17 protein-coding genes are annotated in these 17,880 nt (G+C 58.5%); 8 read left to right on the top strand and 9 right to left on the bottom strand.

Annotated elements, in window-relative coordinates; all coding sequences use genetic code 11:
* The first annotated feature begins 17 nt into the window (after positions 1-17).
* Positions 18-3,479: a methylmalonyl-CoA mutase family protein gene (locus tag BLR44_RS23655; protein WP_089686842.1), complete on the top strand. Its 3,462-nt coding sequence runs from the start codon at positions 18-20 to the stop codon at positions 3,477-3,479.
* 17 nt (positions 3,480-3,496) lie between these two features.
* Here the strand turns inward: BLR44_RS23655 and BLR44_RS23650 are convergent, their stop codons facing one another.
* From BLR44_RS23650 to BLR44_RS23620, 7 genes are all read right to left on the bottom strand, one after another.
* Positions 3,497-3,841 carry a DUF5615 family PIN-like protein gene (locus BLR44_RS23650; RefSeq protein ID WP_089686839.1) on the bottom strand — a complete coding sequence of 115 codons (345 nt, stop codon included), beginning with the start codon at positions 3,839-3,841 and terminating at the stop codon, positions 3,497-3,499.
* The gene (locus tag BLR44_RS23645) at positions 3,838-4,059 is read right to left on the bottom strand and encodes a DUF433 domain-containing protein (protein WP_089686837.1); all 222 of its coding nucleotides are present in this window, start codon (positions 4,057-4,059) and stop codon (positions 3,838-3,840) included. The genes BLR44_RS23650 and BLR44_RS23645 overlap by 4 nt, the downstream gene beginning before the upstream one ends.
* A 108-nt stretch (positions 4,060-4,167) precedes the next feature.
* Positions 4,168-4,542, bottom strand: a complete 375-nt coding sequence (locus BLR44_RS23640) for a hypothetical protein (RefSeq protein WP_089686835.1) — start codon at positions 4,540-4,542, stop codon at positions 4,168-4,170.
* Positions 4,536-4,949, bottom strand: a complete 414-nt coding sequence (locus BLR44_RS23635) for a HEPN domain-containing protein (protein WP_089686833.1) — start codon at positions 4,947-4,949, stop codon at positions 4,536-4,538. Before BLR44_RS23635 ends, BLR44_RS23640 begins: the two co-directional genes overlap by 7 nt.
* A gap of 56 nt (positions 4,950-5,005) precedes the next feature.
* Positions 5,006-5,722: a carbon-nitrogen hydrolase family protein gene (locus BLR44_RS23630; protein ID WP_089686830.1), complete on the bottom strand. Its 717-nt coding sequence runs from the start codon at positions 5,720-5,722 to the stop codon at positions 5,006-5,008.
* Between the two features lie 17 nt (positions 5,723-5,739).
* Entirely contained in the window at positions 5,740-6,264 is a 525-nt protein-coding gene (locus tag BLR44_RS23625) for a hypothetical protein (RefSeq protein ID WP_089686828.1), read from the bottom strand.
* Positions 6,265-6,577: 313 nt separating this feature from the next.
* On the bottom strand, positions 6,578-7,612 hold the full coding sequence (locus BLR44_RS23620) for an LLM class flavin-dependent oxidoreductase (protein ID WP_089686826.1): 1,035 nt from the start codon (positions 7,610-7,612) through the stop codon (positions 6,578-6,580).
* Positions 7,613-7,812: 200 nt separating this feature from the next.
* On the opposite strand from BLR44_RS23620, the gene BLR44_RS23615 reads away from it, so the two are divergent.
* Positions 7,813-8,274, top strand: coding sequence for a (2Fe-2S)-binding protein (locus BLR44_RS23615; RefSeq protein ID WP_089686824.1), 462 nt, complete (start codon positions 7,813-7,815; stop codon positions 8,272-8,274).
* Between the two features lie 76 nt (positions 8,275-8,350).
* Positions 8,351-10,537 carry a xanthine dehydrogenase family protein molybdopterin-binding subunit gene (locus BLR44_RS23610; RefSeq protein WP_089686822.1) on the top strand — a complete coding sequence of 729 codons (2,187 nt, stop codon included), beginning with the start codon at positions 8,351-8,353 and terminating at the stop codon, positions 10,535-10,537.
* Positions 10,538-10,613: 76 nt separating this feature from the next.
* Here BLR44_RS23610 and BLR44_RS23605 read toward each other — a convergent pair whose 3' ends face one another.
* Positions 10,614-11,000 (bottom strand): iron chaperone, encoded by a 387-nt coding sequence (locus tag BLR44_RS23605; RefSeq protein WP_089686820.1) that lies wholly within the window; start codon positions 10,998-11,000, stop codon positions 10,614-10,616.
* A gap of 240 nt (positions 11,001-11,240) precedes the next feature.
* Here BLR44_RS23605 and BLR44_RS29290 point away from each other — a divergent pair, with 240 nt between their 5' ends.
* The 5 genes from BLR44_RS29290 (at position 11,241) to BLR44_RS23585 (ending at position 17,182) form a co-directional block, all read left to right on the top strand.
* Positions 11,241-11,372 carry a hypothetical protein gene (locus BLR44_RS29290; RefSeq protein WP_262482307.1) on the top strand — a complete coding sequence of 44 codons (132 nt, stop codon included), beginning with the start codon at positions 11,241-11,243 and terminating at the stop codon, positions 11,370-11,372.
* A 191-nt stretch (positions 11,373-11,563) separates the two neighbouring features.
* Positions 11,564-12,730: an alkaline phosphatase gene (locus tag BLR44_RS23600; RefSeq protein WP_089686818.1), complete on the top strand. Its 1,167-nt coding sequence runs from the start codon at positions 11,564-11,566 to the stop codon at positions 12,728-12,730.
* A gap of 142 nt (positions 12,731-12,872) precedes the next feature.
* Positions 12,873-14,225, top strand: coding sequence for a Gfo/Idh/MocA family protein (locus BLR44_RS23595; protein ID WP_089686816.1), 1,353 nt, complete (start codon positions 12,873-12,875; stop codon positions 14,223-14,225).
* Positions 14,226-14,333: 108 nt separating this feature from the next.
* Complete coding sequence (locus tag BLR44_RS23590) at positions 14,334-15,815, top strand: M28 family peptidase (protein ID WP_089686814.1); 1,482 nt, start codon at positions 14,334-14,336, stop codon at positions 15,813-15,815.
* Positions 15,816-15,889: 74 nt separating this feature from the next.
* A complete protein-coding gene (locus BLR44_RS23585; RefSeq protein WP_089686812.1) occupies positions 15,890-17,182 on the top strand; it encodes a Gfo/Idh/MocA family protein in 1,293 nt (430 codons plus the stop codon).
* On the opposite strand, the gene BLR44_RS23580 is transcribed toward BLR44_RS23585, so the two are convergent.
* Entirely contained in the window at positions 17,179-17,808 is a 630-nt protein-coding gene (locus BLR44_RS23580; RefSeq protein ID WP_089686810.1) for a hypothetical protein, read from the bottom strand. The genes BLR44_RS23585 and BLR44_RS23580 overlap by 4 nt on opposite strands.
* Between the last annotated feature and the right edge of the window lie 72 nt (positions 17,809-17,880).

The following is a 17,880-nucleotide window of genomic DNA, read 5'->3' as shown; positions in this document are numbered from 1 at the left end:
CAAACCACCCTACCCCCATGTCTGCCGTTGACGTCCCCCCCTACCGACTTAACAACCACGTTCGCATTGTGACGGCGGGCAGCCTGTTCGACGGGCACGACGCCGCCATCAACCTGATGCGCCGCCTGTTGCAGGCCTCCGGGGCGGAAGTGATTCACCTGGGCCACAACCGCTCCGTCGCTGAGATTGTTGACTGTGCCATTCAGGAAGATGCGCAGGCCATCGCCATCACCTCGTACCAGGGCGGACACGTGGAGTTTTTCAAGTACCTGTACGACCTGCTACGCGAGCGCGGCGCGGGTCACATCAAGATTTTCGGCGGGGGCGGCGGCACCATTTTGCCCCAGGAAATTGAGGAACTGCACGCCTACGGCATCGACCGCCTCTACTCGCCCGACGACGGACGGCAGATGGGCTTGCAGGGCATGATCAACGACCTGCTGGAACGGGCGGATTTCCCGACCAAGACGCCGACGCAGGTCAACGGCGAGGTAGCGCAACTGACGCAGCGCGATCCCAAAGCCATTGCGCAGCTCATCACGGTGGCAGAAAACTACGGCGAGGCATTTCAGGACCTCCGTGCGTCGCTGGAAGCGCAACGCTCCGCTCAAAAAATCATTCCGGTGCTGGGCATCACGGGCACGGGCGGCGCTGGCAAGTCGTCGCTCGTCGACGAACTGGTGCGCCGCTTTCTGCTGGACTTCGACGGCTCGGCGGGGCGCGACCAGACGCTGGCCATCATCTCGGTCGATCCGTCCCGACGCCGGACGGGCGGGGCGTTGCTGGGCGACCGCATCCGGATGAACAGCATTCATCATCCGCGCATCTACATGCGTTCGCTCGCAACCCGGCAGAGCAACCTGGCGCTGAGCCGTCATGTGCAGGACGCCATTGACATCTGCAAAGCGGCCGACTACGACTTCATCATCGTGGAGACGTCGGGCATCGGGCAGTCGGATACGGAAATCATCGACCACTGCGACGTGTCGCTCTACGTGATGACCTCGGACTATGGGGCGGCCTCGCAACTGGAAAAGATCGACATGATCGACTACGCCGACCTGATCGCCATCAACAAGTTCGACAAACGGGGCTCGCTCGATGCGCTGCGCGACGTGCGGAAGCAAGTCCGGCGCAACCGCCTTCAGTGGGATACGCCCGACGAGGAACTTCCCGTTTTCGGGACCATCGCCTCGCAATTCAATGATCCGGGCACCAACGCCCTCTACCGGAAGGTGATGGAACTCGTGGTGGAGAAAACCGGCGCAAAACAGTTAAAGTCACAGTTTCCCGAAGAGGTGGCGCATGCCGAACCGCTCTACATCATCCCGCCGGAACGGACCCGCTACCTCGCCGAAATTGCCGACGCGAGCCGGGACTACAACGCCTTTGTGGAAAAACAATCCCGGCTGGCGCGGCAGCTTTACCAGGTACGCGGCACGCTGGACCTGCTGCGCGCCAACGAGACGCATACCCACGGCGACGACCCGCACGCCGGAAGCGTGGAAGGCACCACCCAGGCCACAACGGTGAACCCGGCGGCGCTGGAAGCCTTGGCGCAACGGCTGGAAGAAAAACTGGACGGGGACTGTCGGCAGTGGCTGCGCGACTGGCCCGACCTCCGGGAACGCTACCGCGCGGAGAAATACCGGTTTCAGGTGCGGAATCGGGTGATCGAACAGGACCTCTACACCACGTCGCTTTCGGGTACGCAAGTGCCGAAAGTGGCGCTGCCCCGCTATGAAGACTGGGGCGACCTGACGCGCTGGCAACTCACCGAGAACCTGCCGGGCTTTTTTCCCTACACGGCCGGGGTGTTCCCCCTCAAACGCGAAGGCGAGGACCCGACGCGGATGTTCGCGGGCGAAGGCGGTCCCGAACGGACCAACCGACGTTTCCATTACCTTTCGCAGGGAATGCCCGCCAAGCGGCTTTCCACGGCCTTCGATTCGGTGACGCTCTACGGCGAAGACCCCGACCACCGGCCCGACATCTGGGGTAAGATCGGCAACTCGGGCGTCTCCATCGCCAACCTCGACGACGCCAAACGGCTCTACTCGGGTTTTAACCTCGCCGACCCCAGCACCTCGGTCTCCATGACGATCAACGGTCCGGCCCCCATGCTGCTGGCCTTTTTCCTCCACGCCGCCATTGACCAGCAATGCGAATTGCACATCCGGGAACAGGGGCTTCAGGATGAGGTGGAAGCGAAAATCAACCGGATCTACGAAGAAAAAGGCCTCGCCCGCCCTACCTATCGGGGACAACTTCCCCCCGACCACGACGGGCTCGGGTTGCTGCTCCTGGGCGTGACCGGCGACCAGGTGCTGGACGCAGCCACCTACGCTGAAATCAAAGCCCGCACGCTCCAGGCGGTGCGCGGCACGGTGCAGGCCGACATCCTGAAAGAAGACCAGGCACAGAACACCTGCATCTTCTCGACCGAGTTTGCCCTCCGCATGATGGGCGACATCCAGCAGTACTTCATCGACCACCGCGTTCGCAACTTCTACTCCGTCTCCATCTCCGGCTACCACATCGCCGAGGCGGGGGCCAACCCCATTTCGCAGCTCGCTTTCACGCTCGCCAACGGCTTCACCTTCGTGGAGTACTACCTGAGCCGAGGCATGGCCATCGACGACTTCGCGCCCAACCTCTCGTTCTTCTTCTCCAATGGGATGGACCCCGAATACGCCGTGCTGGGCCGCGTCGCACGCCGCCTCTGGGCCAAGGCGATGCGCCACCTCTACAAGGGCAACGAGCGCAGCCAGAAACTGAAGTACCACATTCAGACGTCGGGGCGGTCGCTCCACGCGCAGGAGATCGCCTTCAACGACATCCGTACCACCTTACAAGCACTGCTGGCGATCTACGACAACTGTAACTCGCTCCACACCAACGCCTACGACGAAGCGATCACCACCCCGACGGAAGAATCGGTACGCCGGGCGGTGGCCATTCAGCTAATCATCAACAAGGAACTGGGGCTGGCCAGAAACGAGAATCCCCTCCAGGGGGCGTTCATCATCGAAGAACTGACCGATCTGGTGGAAGAGGCGGTACTACAGGAGTTCCGCCGTTTGTCGGAACGCGGCGGCGTGCTGGGCGCGATGGAGCGGATGTACCAGCGCAGCAAAATTCAGGAGGAGTCGATGCACTACGAGATGCAGAAGCACACGGGCGCCCTGCCGCTGGTGGGCGTCAACACCTTCCTCGATCCGCAGGGCTCGCCCACGATCCTGCCGCAGGAGGTGATCCGCTCAACACCGGAAGAGAAAGAAGCGGCCATCGCCGGACGGGATGCCTTTCAGGCGCGCCACCGAGCCGAAGCGCCCGCCGCCCTACAACAGTTGCAGCAAACCGCTATCGACAACGGCAACGTCTTCGAAGCCCTCATGGAAGCGGGCAAAGTCTGCACCCTCGGGCAACTTTCGACGGCACTCTACAAAGTAGGCGGGCAGTACCGGCGGAACATGTGAGGTGGGAATGATGACGTCTATTCCCCTCGATCAATAATCTCGAGGACGCCTGCATCAGCAGTAGCCATAAATTCCTGAATAACAGGGGCATGTTTACGCAACAGTGCCGAGATAGCTTTAGTGGTCAGATTTCCGGTTCTCAACCAGATGATGCTCGGTGGGCTTCCTTTGATGACTTGCAGGTCAACAAAGTCGGCATCGAAAGTCACAATGGCGAAATCATGTTCTTTCGCATACTGAAATATAGCGAGGTCTGAGGCGTCTTCTAATCCTACGTGACGCACCTGTTTCGCCTCAGGAAAATCGGTAGCAAGCTGCTTAACGATTTTGTAGGAGATATTTTGGTCGAAGAGAAGTCTCAAGATGCAATTTTCAGGCGATGCTCCTTGTCGGCCGCAAATGCCAGGCAAGCGTTGATCATTTCTTCTGTCACTTCCTCAAAATCATCCATGATTTCCTGCTTGCTCATGCCGTTCGCTAACCAATTCAGGATGTCATAAACAGAAATCCGGGTGCCCACCAGGCACGGCTTCCCAAATCGCTTATCAGGCCTGATTTCGATGTAGTTCTGGTAGTTCATTGTATAAAGATAATGAGAAGCAAGGAAGTTTATACGTTCGACGAACTCAAAACCACGTCACAAACTGGTTGTGTAGTACCGGCGGAATATGTGAGGATAGAATGCAAATTATGGGTTCACTCTATACAAATAAGCATCTTCAATCAAAACACCATTAATAACATTCCCTTTGAACCTAATATCTGCGATTTCTGTACCATTCTGCATGATCAATCCTAATATTTCATTTAATTGATGATGAGGACTCATTAAAGTTATTTGGTCTAGAGAGATACTTGAATCGCCCATACTGCTTAGAATTTTCTGTATTTTCTCATAAACTTTTCTAGGTCCTCTCTGATCAACCTGTGGTGTTACGATTACTAGCCTCCATTCTTGTGTTTCTGGAAATAGAAACCAAAAAGCACTTTTAATAAGTAGATCAGAATCATCTAATTTTCTTATTAAAATTTTACCTCCTTCAATATTTATTTCACTTACCATCTCTCTCTAATCCATTTCATAATACCATTTGATCGATTAGTTATTGCCGAATATAAATCTCTAGCATCTAATACTGAATTACGCTTATAACGCGTAATTTCGGACCAATCCTTTACAATAGCCCAATTAAGCTGAAACTGTGGTTCTAAATCTAGTTTTTTCTTCAAGTCAATTTCAAGGCCTGCTATTTTAACAAGTTTAAGTAACTCATGTGTATGACTTTCAATTGCCACTTTTTTATCTGGAAAATCATACCTTTTAGTGTTTTTCGCTATACAAGCTTTCAATGCACACTCAACGCTATATCCACTCAAATAGTAAGCACCATCATAAAATTTATTATCAAGCAGTACCTTAGCCTCTTTAATTCTTATTCTTGATAACTCTTTCAACTCTTCTCTACTCATCAGATAAATTCACCTTAATACGACATCATCCCATAAAAATATTACATAATTTTCACTTATGACACCTCCCCCGTCTCCGTATCGAACAGCAACAGTCCTTCCTGGGTCCCATCCAATTGCCCCAACACCTCCCCTTTAGCGTTCCAGACGGAGGAGTTTCCGGCACAGATTCCACCGTCCGCTTCGCCGACGCTGTTGACCATCAGCGTCGTGAGGCCGTGCTGCCGGGCGATGTCCGCCATCTGCGTCAGGGCCTTGTCGATGCCGCCGACAAACTTGGCGACGCTGGCCAGGTAGAAGGGAGCGCCGCTTTGGACCGCGACTTCGGTATGGGCGGGGACGGAAATTTCGTAGCAGATGGCCAGGGCGATAGAGGTGTTGCCCAGCGTCAGGCTCGGGAAGCCGGGGCCGGGCACGAAAAACGGTTCTTCGTCGGCGTGGAGGTACTGCTTGGCATAGCGGCGAAGTGCCTGATGCGGCTGGAAGAGGAGCAGCGAAATCTGGATGCCCGCTTCGTGTCGGGTGGGCAGGCCGATGCCAATCGTCATGTGGTGGGCATCGGCGAAGTGCTGGAACATGTCGAGACGGGGATCGTCCGGCGGGGTGGCGACCGCTTCGGCAATCGTGGGTTCGTAGTTGGTGAGGGAGAGTTCCGGGAAGACGATCAGGTCCGCGCTCTGTGCAGCGGCGCGCTCGATAACGTCCTGGTGACGGGCGAGGTTGATGTCCAAGTCACCTTTTTGAGAGCGGAGTTGTGCCAGCGCTATTTTCATACCCAGATGTCAAAGTATTAGGTTGATTCATTTTGAGCAGCTCTCCTTTGCATCTCTAGAAGATGCGTAATTTCAAGTAATTGCTCTTCTGTGCATACCATTTTGGGAATAATAATATACTTCTGAGAAATGGCATCTGTAAGAGAGAAATAAAGTTCATTATCAAGTGATATCTGTACTTGGTCTAAGATGAGTACTTCATGAATACGATTAAGATGATAATTTAGCTTTGTATCATCAATCACAATCGATCCGGTTAAGCCACAACTCCATTGCTGAACACGCTTAGCAATGTGTATAGCTTTTAATACCCTCCAAACCAACCTCAATAGTATCATACAAAGCCCCCCCAGTAAGATGGCATAATAGCCACGCTGGAATCTATAAAATATCACAACAAAGGCGCCTATGAAATAACTTACTATTACTGGACTAAGCCTCCTTATCTCTTTCACTACTGTAGAAAGTATAAAGTCTTTCCCCAGAAAGTCCTTCATATTTTCATGAACCTCTTCAGGAGATATCTCAAACTCAATCTTCATTTCGCATTTTGTTATGCTTCCTTCTTCCCTGCCGCACGTTGAGTCGCGGAGCCAACGTAACTGGTAGTCAATCCTGCACGTTTTCAACGTACGTAAGCTGAAAGCTTACAAAATTTCCCCACAAGCTAAAAGCTTGCGGTAGAGTTAGGATGCCGCAGTGAACCGATTTTATCATGGCTTAGATTATGATAGTCATCTCGACCAACGTGAGAGATCTTGTTCCAGAAGCAGATAGATCTCTCACCGCGCCGCGGCGGCTTCGTTCGAGATGACAGCAAGAAGGTTTTGATAACAAAGTAGTGTCAGGCTCCCCCTATACGGTTGCTCCCTTCACCAGCGGGGCGACCCGGGTGCCGATCAGCTCGATGGCGTCCATCAGTTGCCGGTGGGTCAGGTCGGCGTTGTCCATCTGGAACGTGACGCGGTCGATGCCCCCCAGCGCTGCGCTGTGGCGGAGGATTTTCTCGGCCACCTCTTCGGGATTGCCCAGCATCATGAAGCCCAGCTTGGAACGGGAGCCGTCGAAGCGGGCGCGCGTCATCGGGGGCCAGCCCCGCTCCTTCCCGATGCGGTTCATGTTGGCCTCGTGGCCGGGGTAGTAGTTGTCGATGGCCTCCTGCGTGGTGCGGGCCACGTACCCGAACGAGTGCAGCCCCACCTTGAGTTGGTCGGGCGCGTGTCCGGCCTTCGCCCCCGCTTCGCGGTAGAGGTCGACCAGCGGGCGGAAGCGATGGGTTTCGCCGCCGATCACGGCGACCATCAGCGGCAGACCGAGCATTCCGGCCCGCACAAACGAGCCGGGCGTTCCGCCGACGCCCAGCCAGATGGGAAAGGGCTTTTGCACGGGACGCGGGTAGATGGGCAGGTTCTGCAACGGGGGCCGAAACTTGCCCGACCACGTCACCACCTCGTGGTCGCGGATCGTGAGCAACAGGTCCAGCTTCTCGGCGAAGAGGGCGTCGTAATCGTTCAGGTCGTAACCGAACAAGGGAAAGGCTTCGATAGAGGAGCCGCGCCCCACCACCATTTCGGCGCGCCCCTTCGAGATGAGGTCGAGGGAGGCGAAACTCTGAAAGACGCGTACCGGATCGGCGGCGCTCAGCACGGTCACGGCGCTGGTGAGGCGGATGCGCTCGGTGCGGGCCGCGGCGGCCGCCAGAATCGTAGTCGGGGCCGAGTCGAGGTACTCTTTGCGGTGGTGTTCGCCGATGCCGAACACGTCGAGTCCGGCCTGGTCGGCCTGCACCATGCGGTCGAGCAATTCGGCCATGGCCTGTTGGCTACTGAGGGGCGCGCCGGTTTCGTCGACCGACATGGCATACGCGAAGCTATCAATTCCTATTTCCATACGAACGGGGTCAGCGGGCCTTCTGCCGTGAAGGCTACGGGGCAAGATACAGGTCCGGGTGCAACTTTGGGAACCGGGCGTGCCGGTCGGGGGTAATTCCCTTGTACTCAATTGCTTTGTTGCGCCGGTTGGGATGTGTACCGGTCCGGGAATTTTGGTAAGTTAGGGGGGACTTCCAAACTGTATAAACACTTTTCGATATGGCTACTTTCACACTTCACGTGAACGGTCGCTCACATCAGGTCGATGTGGAGCCAGACACGCCCGTTCTCTGGGTCCTGCGCGATCACCTGGACCTGGTAGGCACTAAATTCGGCTGCGGAATCGCCCAGTGCGGTGCCTGCACCATCCACCTGAATGGCGCCGCGGTGCGCTCGTGCTCGATGCCCGTCAGCGGCGTGGGCGAGGCAAAAATCACGACGATTGAAGGGCTGTCGGAAAAAGGCGATCATCCCGTACAGACGGCCTGGCTGGAACACGATGTGCCCCAATGCGGCTATTGCCAGGCGGGGCAAATCATGAACGCGGCGGCGCTGTTGTCGCAAAACGCGAGCCCTTCCGACGACGAAATCGAAACGGCAATGCGGGGCAACCTGTGCCGGTGCGGCACTTACCTGCGGATCAAAGCGGCGATCAAGTCGGCGGCAGAAAAAGTAGGTTAAGGGTTGGGCCATTCCCCTCCTTCCCGATCAGACCGATGACGCTCCTGTCAATCCATTCCTCCTAGCTAACACTGCCATGACTGTAATCAAAACAACATATAATAGAAGATCTTTTCTGAAGGTATCCTCCGCCGTCGGAGGGGGCCTGTTGATCGGCTTCAACTGGCTGGCGGGCTGCAAGCCGGCGGCCAACGACGCCATTCAGGTGCCGGACACGTGGTTCGACATCAACGCCTTCATCAAAATCGGTAACACGGGGCTGGTCACCATCATGTCGCCCAACCCGGAAATCGGGCAGAACGTGAAAACGGCCATGCCCATGATCGTCGCCGAAGAACTGGACGTGAACTGGAAAAACGTGGTCGTGGAGCAAGCGCCCCTCGATACCGAAAAATTCTCCCGCCAGATTGCCGGGGGAAGCCAGTCCATCCGGGCCAGCTGGCAAGGCCTCCGCATGGCCGGAGCCGCGGCACGGCGCGTGCTGATGGAAGCGGCCGCCAAGACGTGGGAAGTGCCGTTGTCCGAACTGTCGACCGAAGGGGGCTTCATCTCCCACCGCTCCGGGAAGCGCGTCAGCTACGGCGAAATTGCCACGACCGCCGCAGGCATGGACGTTCCCGAAGAGATCGAACTGAAAGACCCGAAAGATTTCAAAATCATCGGAAAAGCGACCCGCAACGTGGACGGCACCAAAATCGTGACGGGCAAACCGCTGTTCGGCCTCGATTACAAACGTGACGGCATGCTGACCGCCATGATCGTCCACCCGCCGGCCTTCGGCATGAGCATTCAGGACGTTGCGACCGACAAGGCCAAGTCCATGCCGGGCATCAAAGACGTTTTCCGCGTCAAAACAGCCCCCGCCGAACCGCAGTGGTCCGACACCAACGCATTCCCGGAACTGATTGCCGTCGTCGGCGAAAGCACCTGGCAGGTGATGAAAGCCAAACGCGCCCTGGAAATCAGCTGGAAACAAGATACGCCCGGCGAAAGCTCGGCCGATCATAACGCCGCGCTGGAACAGGCGCTGGCCAGCGCCCCCGAGAAACCCGACCGCCAGGACGGCGACCCGGTACGGGCTTTTAAAAACGCGGCGAAGGTGATCGAGAAGACCTACAGTGCGCCCTTTCTGCCGCACAACACGATGGAGCCGATGAACTTCTTCGCGCACGTGACGCCCGACAAGGCTGAACTGATCGGCCCGATTCAGACGCCAGAAAGTTTGCGCAAAAGCGCTTCCGATCTGCTGGGCCTGCCCGAAGAGAAGATTCACGTCGACATGACGCGCATGGGCGGCGGGTTTGGCCGTCGTCTGTACGGCAACTTCGGGCTGGAAGCGGCCGCTATTTCGCAGAAGATGCAGGCCCCGATCAAACTGATCTACACGCGCGAAGACGACATGACGCAGGGCACCTACCGCCCGGCCTACAAAATCCGTTACCGTGCTGCCCTCGATGCCAACGGCGACCTGATCGGCTTCCACGTTCGCGGCGTGGGCATGAACGAAGGCCCGCTGTTTGCCAACCGTTTCCCGGCCGGGGCGGTGCCGAACTACCTCGCCGAAAACAAAGCGGTCGACACCAACGTCTCGACCGGTGCCTGGCGTGCGCCGCGCTCCAACTTCGTGGCGGGAGCCGAGCAATCGTTCCTCGACGAAGTGGCCGAAGCGGCCGGCAAAGATCCCGTCGAATTCCGGCTGGCCCTGTTTGAGAAGGCCCTCAAAAATCCGGTCGGCGAGAACAACGACTACGATGCGGAGCGGTACGCGGGCGTGCTGAAGCTGGTGAAAGAGAAATCCGGCTGGGGCAAGACTCAGGATGGCGTCTCGCGGGGCATTTCGGCGTATTTCTGCCACAACTCGTACGTGGCGCAGGTGGTCGACGTGGTGATGCAGGACAACAAACCCAAGGTGAAGAAAGTATGGTGCGCGGTCGACTGCGGCATCGTGGTGAACCCGGAAGGGGCCCTCAACCAGGTGCAGGGCGGCATTGTGGACGGCATCGGCCACGCCATGTACGGGGCGGTGACGTTCAAAGACGGCGCCCCCGAGCAGAGCAACTTCAATACCTACCGGCTGATTCGGAATAACGAAGCCCCCGAGGAAGTAGAGACTTTCTTTGTGGAGAATGGGATCGACCCCACCGGACTGGGCGAGCCGGCCCTGCCGCCGATTGTCGGCGCACTGGCCAACGCGCTGTACCGTGCCACGGGCAAGCGCCTCTACAGCCAGCCCTTCGCCCAACAGGAAATCGTGATGGGGTAACCACACCCTCCCGTCTTAAAATCAGAAAGGCAAACGCTGGGAAGTGTTTGCCTTTTTTCATGCGCTCCCGACTTTCCTAAACGGTGCCCTTCTTCGCTTTTTGCGCCGCCTTTGCTTGGTTTTCCTGCACCCGAAACGCGACCATGCGCCGGATCAGGTCCAGGGGCAGCGGTTGGTCGTGGGGAAACTGGACTGTGCCTTTGGCGCGTTTGTAGCCGACCAGTTCTTCCTGAAAAGCGTCAATGGCCGAAGGCACCGGATAAAAACCGATGTGGTGCTTGAACGCGGCAAAGTGGACCAGATTTCCGTGCCACACGAACGTCGGCATCTGGTACTTGATGATTTCCTGCGCTTCGGGCGCGACCTGCTGCACCACGGTGCGGATGGCCGTCAGCCGTTGCCGGAGTTCGTCTGAGAAGCCGGAAATGTACGCATCCACGGAAGTAGCGGCAGAAGTTTGCATGGCGCGAGGCAGTTTAGGGAGTACAGCAAAAGATAAGGAGAAATCGGCAACCCCGTTCCTATGATTTACCCATCGGGAATCTCGGTAGGCTCAAGCCTGCTTTTTCTCAGCTGAGTTTGGCTTGTTTTGTACCTCCCAAAATTCCCTTCGATTTTTCACTCGTTTTTCGGAAGGCAGCAGATGACCTTGAGCCGGAGCGTTCGATTTAGGGTCAGACACAACGCTTAAACGCTTCCGGCCATGATCCTCCGTCGCCTCTACCCCGTCCTGATCTTCTGCCAGCTGTTTCCGGCTACGGTTCGCGACGTGGCCCACTACTCGCAACGCGCGGTTAGCATCCCGGTTCCTTCCGCGCTGTCCCTCCCCCGCTAACCGTCGTTCCCGGAAGGTACCCGAGACGCGCGAACGCTCTTGTTCACGACGCGCTCGGGGCCTTCTTTTTCCCCTGTGTTACCAATCGGAGGCCGCTTTTCTCAGGAATTTAACAGAAAGTTCATGCAGGGCATTGCATTTCGGCCCACCTTTGTGCGTCAAATACTCCCGTGGCTTACGCTTCTTTTCCTATGCATCGTTCTTTACACGCTTGTTTCCGGCCGCTGTCGGTCCTGAGTCTGCTGGGTCTGTCGGCTTGGCTGTCGTCCTGTACCAACCCTTCGGCCGCGCCAGGTAACCAGATGGCTTCGGCCGATACCGCCGCCAGCCGCCCGAACATCATCCTGTTGATCGGCGATGGCATGGGCCTTTCGCAGGTCTCCAGCGCCTTCTACTTCGGTGAGGGCGAACCTAACTTTGCGCGCTTTCCCATCATCGGCCTGAGCCGCACGTCCTCGTCCAGCCATAAAATCACCGATTCGGCGGCAGGGGCCACGGCCTTTTCGGCCGGACAGAAAACCTACAACGGCGCCATCGGCGTCGACGACAACGAACAACCGCTTCCGAACATCCTGGAAATTCTGGAACAGGCGTGCCCCGACTGCCCCACCGGGCTGGTCGCCACGTCGTCCATCACCCACGCGACGCCCGCCTCCTTTTTTGCGCACGAGGCCAAACGCAGCAGCGAAGAAGCCATTGCGGCGCAGATGACGCACTCGCCCGTTGATTTCTTTGCGGGCGGCGGAAAAGATTTCTTCTTTCACCGGAGCGACGGCCTGAGTTACTACGACACGCTGACGCAGGCGGGCTTTGTGCTGGACACGACAGCCCTGACGCCGCAATCGTGGAAGGCCGGTCAGAAATACGGCTACCTGCTGGCGGGGACGGGCATGCCCACCATGCTGGAAGACCGGGGCGATTTTCTGCCCAACGCCACCCAACTGGCGCTCGACTACCTGACACAGGCGGGGCAGCCGTTTTTCCTGATGGTGGAAGGTTCGCAGATCGACTGGGGCGGTCACGAAAACAACGGCGAATACCTCGTGCAGGAAGTGCTCGACTTCGACAAGACGCTGGGCGTCGCGCTCGATTTCGCCGAGAAACAGGGCAATACGCTGGTAGTGGTCACGGCCGATCACGAAACGGGCGGTTTCACGCTCCATTCGACCGACGTGCCGACCGCCAACGGCACGCGCAGCGACTACGATTCGATCAGCTTCGGTTTTTCGACCGGAGGCCATTCGGGCACGTTGATTCCGGTGTTTGCCTACGGTCCGGGGGCCGAGCAGTTTGCGGGAGTGTATCAGAACACCGCCATCTTCGACAAGATGCGCCAGACGATGCAACTGCCCCAGTAAGGCCGCGCTTCGTTTCCACCCACAGCCGCGATTTCGCCCGCCGCGCTGTTGGTTTGTTTGCCAATTAATTCGCACTTTGGTGTGCCGGGGCCTGCCCAGCCGGGAATGCCCCCATTTTTCACCGATCCATTCCATTGCTCCCATGAAACAAGACAACCTGCCCAAACGCCACCTCAACCGCCGTGAATTTGTAAAAGGCGCGGGTCTGGCCGCCGGGGCCTTTATGATTGTGCCCCGCCACGTGCTCGGCAAGGGGTTTGTAGCGCCCAGTGACAAGCTGAACATTGCCGGTGTCGGCATCGGCGGCATGGGGAAAGCCAACCTCAAAAATCTGGAAAGTGAGAACATCGTGGCGCTCTGCGACGTGGACCACGCCTACGCCGCGCCGGTGTTCGAAACCTATCCCAACGCCAAGCGGTACAAAGACTACCGCCAGATGCTCGACAAACAGAAAGACATCGACGCCCTGGTGATTGCCACCCCCGACCACACCCACGCCGTCGTGGCGATGGCGGGCCTGCAAATGGGCAAGCACCTGTACGTGCAGAAGCCCTTGACGTTCACCGTATACGAAGCCCGAGTGCTGGCCGATGCCGCCCGCAAAGCCAAGGTCGTCACCCAGATGGGCAACCAGGGACACTCGACCGACGACGCCCGTAAGATCAACGAATGGATTCAGGCCGGGGCCATCGGCGAAGTAAGCGAAGTCCACGCCTGGACCAACCGGCCGATCTGGCCGCAGGGCATGCCCCGCCCCGAAAAATCGCAGCCCGTTCCGGATACGCTGGCGTGGGACCTGTTCCTCGGGCCGGCGCCGTTTGTGCCGTATAACGAAGCCTACACGCCGTTCAAATGGCGCGGCTGGACCGACTATGGCGTCGGCGCCATCGGCGACATGGGCGCGCACCTGATCGACCATCCCAACTGGGCGCTCGAACTGGGGCCGCCGTCGAGCGTGATGGCCACGTCCACGCCCTTCAACAAAGAAAGTTATCCGCTGGCGACCATCGTCCATTACGAGTTTCCGGCCAAGGCCGGCCGCCCCGCCGTCACCATGCACTGGTACGACGGGGGTCTGATGCCGCCCCGCCCCGACGAACTGCCCGAGGGCGAAGAGATGAACAAAACCGGCGGGGTGATCTTTGTGGGCTCGAAAGGCAAGCTGATGCACGAGACCTACGGACGCAACCCGCGCCTGCTGCCGCAGGGGTTGATGGACGCCTTCCAGCCTCCCAAGCCGACGATTCCGCGCGTCACCGTCAGCCACGAAATGGACTGGGCCAACGCCTGCAAAGAAGGCAAAGGGCGCAAACCCAGTTCCAACTTCGATTACGCCGGGCCCCTCACCGAAACGATGCTGCTGGGCGTCGTAGGGTTGTACGAACCGAACAAGAAGCTGATCTGGGACAACACCAACATGCAGTTTACCAACGCACCCGAACTGAACCAGTACCTGCGCCGCGACTACCGCGACGGCTGGTCGCTCGGGCTGTAAACTGCCGTACCCCGTCTTACACGAAGAGGAGCCGCTGGTTCCTCTTTTTTTTGTAATATTCTCCCCAACGGGGCGTTTTGCCTTCGTTTCTCACCCAACCCAACCGTTATGCTTCGCGCCCGTTCCCTATTGCTGCTCCTGTCGGGAGCATTTCTTTACCAGCCTCTGTGGGCCCAGAAAGCGGCCAGTACCGTCGATGCCTTCGTGCAGCCTGCGCAGGTCAAAAGCCACATCGAATTTCTGGCCGCCGACGAACTGCGCGGACGCGCTACCGGCACGCCCGAAAACGCCATTGCGGCGCGCTATCTGGCCGAACAGTACCAGGCGATGGGCCTCCTGACGCCCCCCGGGCTGGACGATTACCTGCAACCCGTCGCGCTGCTGAAGCGCGTACCGCCTACCTCGGCGACGTTGACCTTGGGCCGTGAAGCGTTTCAGTTGAATCAGGACCTGATTTTTACGAGCGCACGGGCGGGGCAATATGCCGGTCCGGTGCTGTTCGTGGGGTACGGCATGCCAGAGGACCTGGCCGGGAAAGACGTCAAAGGCAAGATTCTGGTGGCCCAGGCGGGCACGGCCGATCCCAAACAACCGTTCTACCACATCACGGCCCAGAAAAAAGAGGCCGCTTCGCAGGCCGGGGCGCGGGCCCTCATTGAAGTGTACACTCCGCAGGCCATTCCGTGGGCGGGCCTGCTCAGTTACTTCGGACACACGGCGTTTACTCCCGTTCCGGAAAACGCAGCCCAGCCGTTGCCGGCGGCGTGGCTTCTGGACGACGACGGCTCGCTTCTCGATCGCTTGCGCGCGGCCACCGACCTGACTGGGTCGCTGACTCTGGCCGGCGCGTACGAAGGCGAAGTGACCGTGCCCAACGTGGTGGGGTGGATCAAAGGTTCTGACCCGGCGCTGCGCGACCAGTACCTTGTGCTGTCGGCCCACTTCGACCACATTGGGGTACAAGCGGCTTCTGACGGAGGCGATTCGATCTACAACGGCGCCCGCGACAATGCGCTGGGCGTCACGGCAATGCTCTCGACCGCCGCCTATTTTGCGAAACATCCGCCCAAACGTTCGGTGGTGTTTCTGGCCTGCAATGCCGAAGAGGTAGGGTTGCTCGGCAGTGCGTGGTACGCTGCACATCCGCTGTTCCCGCTGAAACAGACCGTGTTCGACCTCAATTCCGACGGCGCGGGCTACAACGATACCTCGAAGGTGACCATTATCGGGTTCAACCGAACGTCGGTTACCGACCTCCTTACCCAAAGTGCGGCAGCCTATGGCCTGGAAGCCATCGACGATCCGGTTCCGGCACAGAACCTGTACGACCGCTCCGACAACGTCAGCTTTGCGGCGCAGGGCGTGCCGTCGGTCAACTACGCTCCGGGCACTACCGCCTTCGACGAAGCGCTGATGAAGTACTACCACCAGGCGGCCGACGAACCCGCATCGCTCGATTATGACTACGTCGTGAAGTTTACCAAAGCCTTTGTGCTGACGGCCGAACAAATCGCCAACCAGACCAAGAAACCTTCCTGGACCAAAGGCGACAAGTACGAAGCCGCCGGGAAAGCCCTGTACGGAAAATAAGACGGTCGCATCAGGCGTTGTCCTTCCTTTTTTTCCATCCGCAAAACCACCGTTTCCGATTACGTTTCTCCCTTATGAATCGTCGCCATTTTCTCACCACCACCGCGGCCGCCAGTCTGGCGTATTCGGCCCTTCCCCTTTACCCTGCGCTATCGCGCGCATCCCCCTACCGTACGGCACTGATCGGCTCCGGCTGGTGGGGCATGAACATCCTGCGGACTGCCATGGCGGCGGGTGCCTCCAAGGTGGTGGCGATGTGCGACGTGGACCAGCACCAGTTGCAACCCGCGGCCGACGAAGTCCGCAAACTGAGCAACGACCGCCCCAAGCTGTACCGCGACTACCGTGAACTCCTGGCCAAAGAGAAACTTGAGATCGTAATCGTCGCGACGCCCGACCACTGGCACCCGCTCATCGCCATTGCGGCAGCCGACGCGGGAGCACACGTTTACGTCGAGAAACCCATCAGCCATACGCTGCGGGAAGGCCGGGCGATGGTGAACGCCGCCCGCCGCAACGGCATCCAGATGCAGGTCGGGACGCACCGGCGCGCCTCGCCGCACAACCAGTCGGCGATGGAATTTCTGCGTTCGGGGAAAGTCGGTAAGATCGGGATGGTACGGGCGTTTGTCCACTACGGTGGAGGCCCCGGGGAGGTAACACCCGACGAAGAGCCACCGGCCGGCCTCGATTGGGATTTCTGGTGCGGACCGGCGCCACTGCGGGCGTTCAATCCACGCATCCACCCGAAAGGGTTCCGCATGTTCCTCGATTACGCGAACGGTCAACTCGGCGACTGGGGCATCCACTGGCTCGACCAGATTTTGTGGTGGACGGAAGAGAAATACCCGAAACGCATCTCGTCGGTCGGAGGAAGGTTCATCAAAGAAGACACGACCACCGCGCCCGACACGCAATCGGTACAGTACGAATTCGAGGATTTTGTAGTGGAGTGGGAACACCGGCTCTACGCGGCCAATCAGGCAGAAAAGCATAACATCGGGTGTTATTTCTACGGTACGGAGGGCACGCTTCACCTGGGGTGGATCGACGGGTGGACGTTCTACCCGGCCGACAAAAACCGGCAGATCGTTCACCAGGAACCGAAGCTGCACGAACCCGACCAGCAGAACATTCCTGAACTGTGGGCCGACTTTCTGGCATCGATCACCCGCAAACGACCGCCGATGTGCGACATTGAAATCGGGCATCGTTCCACGAGCATGAGCTTGTTGGGCATGCTGTCGTACAAATTGGGGCGCGGCATCGCCTGGGACGGCGAAAAAGAAGAGATCCCGAACGATGTGGAGGCTAACCACTTGCTCAGTCGCCCGTACCGGGGTCCGTGGGAATACCCGACGGTCTAGCGTGACGCAGACAGGATTTCTTCGCGCCGCAGTTGCCAGGCCAGGGCTATCCAGCCGAGCCCAACCGGCAGAAAATGGAAATCGTAGAGCACGTACATCGGGAGCCAGGGTTCCAGCATCGGGAAGGCCATCGCCAGCGGAACGGTCGACAGGGCGAACAGCATCAGACCCACGCAAACGGGGCGGCCGATGCGCCGGTTTGCCCAACCTGTTCCCCCAACCAGCAAGGCACTGACAAACAGAAGCAGGATGCCCGGCCCGAGGGGCAGACTTTGCATCACGTGCACGTGCAGATCGAGCACCATGACCATGCTCCCGGCCAGGCCGCAGGCCATTCCGACCGAAGCCAGTAGCGCGGCCGGATAGCGTACCCACGTGCCGACCTGCTCGGCCAGGCGCACCAACGTGGCTCCAATTGCGGTATAGATCGAGAAGAACACTGCGCCGTCCAGGCGGCCCATCCACGTGTCGGGCAGGTCTGGCGGCATTTGCCCGGTGGCGCAGCCCATCCCTACAAAGATCAGGACGTGCCCGATGAACAGCAAACCGCCCAGCAGTGCTAACTGCCACGTGGCAAGGCGTTTTTTGGGACGAACGGCAGTGGCGGTAGAAGCGGGGAGTGCCATGGTGCAAAGGGGAAGTACACAAAAGTAGCCCCGTCGGCATGAGGCAGGCTTGTACAATCCCGACATCCGCGC

It is taken from the genome of Catalinimonas alkaloidigena, from assembly GCF_900100765.1.
GTDB classification, from domain to species: Bacteria; Bacteroidota; Bacteroidia; order Cytophagales; family Flexibacteraceae; genus Mooreia; species Mooreia alkaloidigena.
Note: the sequence above shows the minus strand (reverse complement) of the source record. Positions and strands in the feature narration are given on the sequence as shown.

Excerpts from the sequence above, each read along its gene's own strand:
- BLR44_RS23655 (WP_089686842.1), top strand. The coding sequence starts at position 18 with ATGTCTGCCGTTGACGTCCCCCCCTACCGACTTAACAACCACGTTCGC.
- BLR44_RS23645 (WP_089686837.1), bottom strand. The coding sequence starts at position 4,059 with ATGAACTACCAGAACTACATCGAAATCAGGCCTGATAAGCGATTTGGG.
- BLR44_RS23640 (WP_089686835.1), bottom strand. The coding sequence starts at position 4,542 with ATGGTAAGTGAAATAAATATTGAAGGAGGTAAAATTTTAATAAGAAAA.
- BLR44_RS23635 (WP_089686833.1), bottom strand. The coding sequence starts at position 4,949 with ATGAGTAGAGAAGAGTTGAAAGAGTTATCAAGAATAAGAATTAAAGAG.
- BLR44_RS23630 (WP_089686830.1), bottom strand. The coding sequence starts at position 5,722 with ATGAAAATAGCGCTGGCACAACTCCGCTCTCAAAAAGGTGACTTGGAC.
- BLR44_RS23625 (WP_089686828.1), bottom strand. The coding sequence starts at position 6,264 with ATGAAGATTGAGTTTGAGATATCTCCTGAAGAGGTTCATGAAAATATG.
- BLR44_RS23620 (WP_089686826.1), bottom strand. The coding sequence starts at position 7,612 with ATGGAAATAGGAATTGATAGCTTCGCGTATGCCATGTCGGTCGACGAA.
- BLR44_RS23615 (WP_089686824.1), top strand. The coding sequence starts at position 7,813 with ATGGCTACTTTCACACTTCACGTGAACGGTCGCTCACATCAGGTCGAT.
- BLR44_RS23610 (WP_089686822.1), top strand. The coding sequence starts at position 8,351 with ATGACTGTAATCAAAACAACATATAATAGAAGATCTTTTCTGAAGGTA.
- BLR44_RS23605 (WP_089686820.1), bottom strand. The coding sequence starts at position 11,000 with ATGCAAACTTCTGCCGCTACTTCCGTGGATGCGTACATTTCCGGCTTC.
- BLR44_RS29290 (WP_262482307.1), top strand. The coding sequence starts at position 11,241 with ATGATCCTCCGTCGCCTCTACCCCGTCCTGATCTTCTGCCAGCTGTTT.
- BLR44_RS23600 (WP_089686818.1), top strand. The coding sequence starts at position 11,564 with ATGCATCGTTCTTTACACGCTTGTTTCCGGCCGCTGTCGGTCCTGAGT.
- BLR44_RS23595 (WP_089686816.1), top strand. The coding sequence starts at position 12,873 with ATGAAACAAGACAACCTGCCCAAACGCCACCTCAACCGCCGTGAATTT.
- BLR44_RS23590 (WP_089686814.1), top strand. The coding sequence starts at position 14,334 with ATGCTTCGCGCCCGTTCCCTATTGCTGCTCCTGTCGGGAGCATTTCTT.
- BLR44_RS23585 (WP_089686812.1), top strand. The coding sequence starts at position 15,890 with ATGAATCGTCGCCATTTTCTCACCACCACCGCGGCCGCCAGTCTGGCG.
- BLR44_RS23580 (WP_089686810.1), bottom strand. The coding sequence starts at position 17,808 with ATGGCACTCCCCGCTTCTACCGCCACTGCCGTTCGTCCCAAAAAACGC.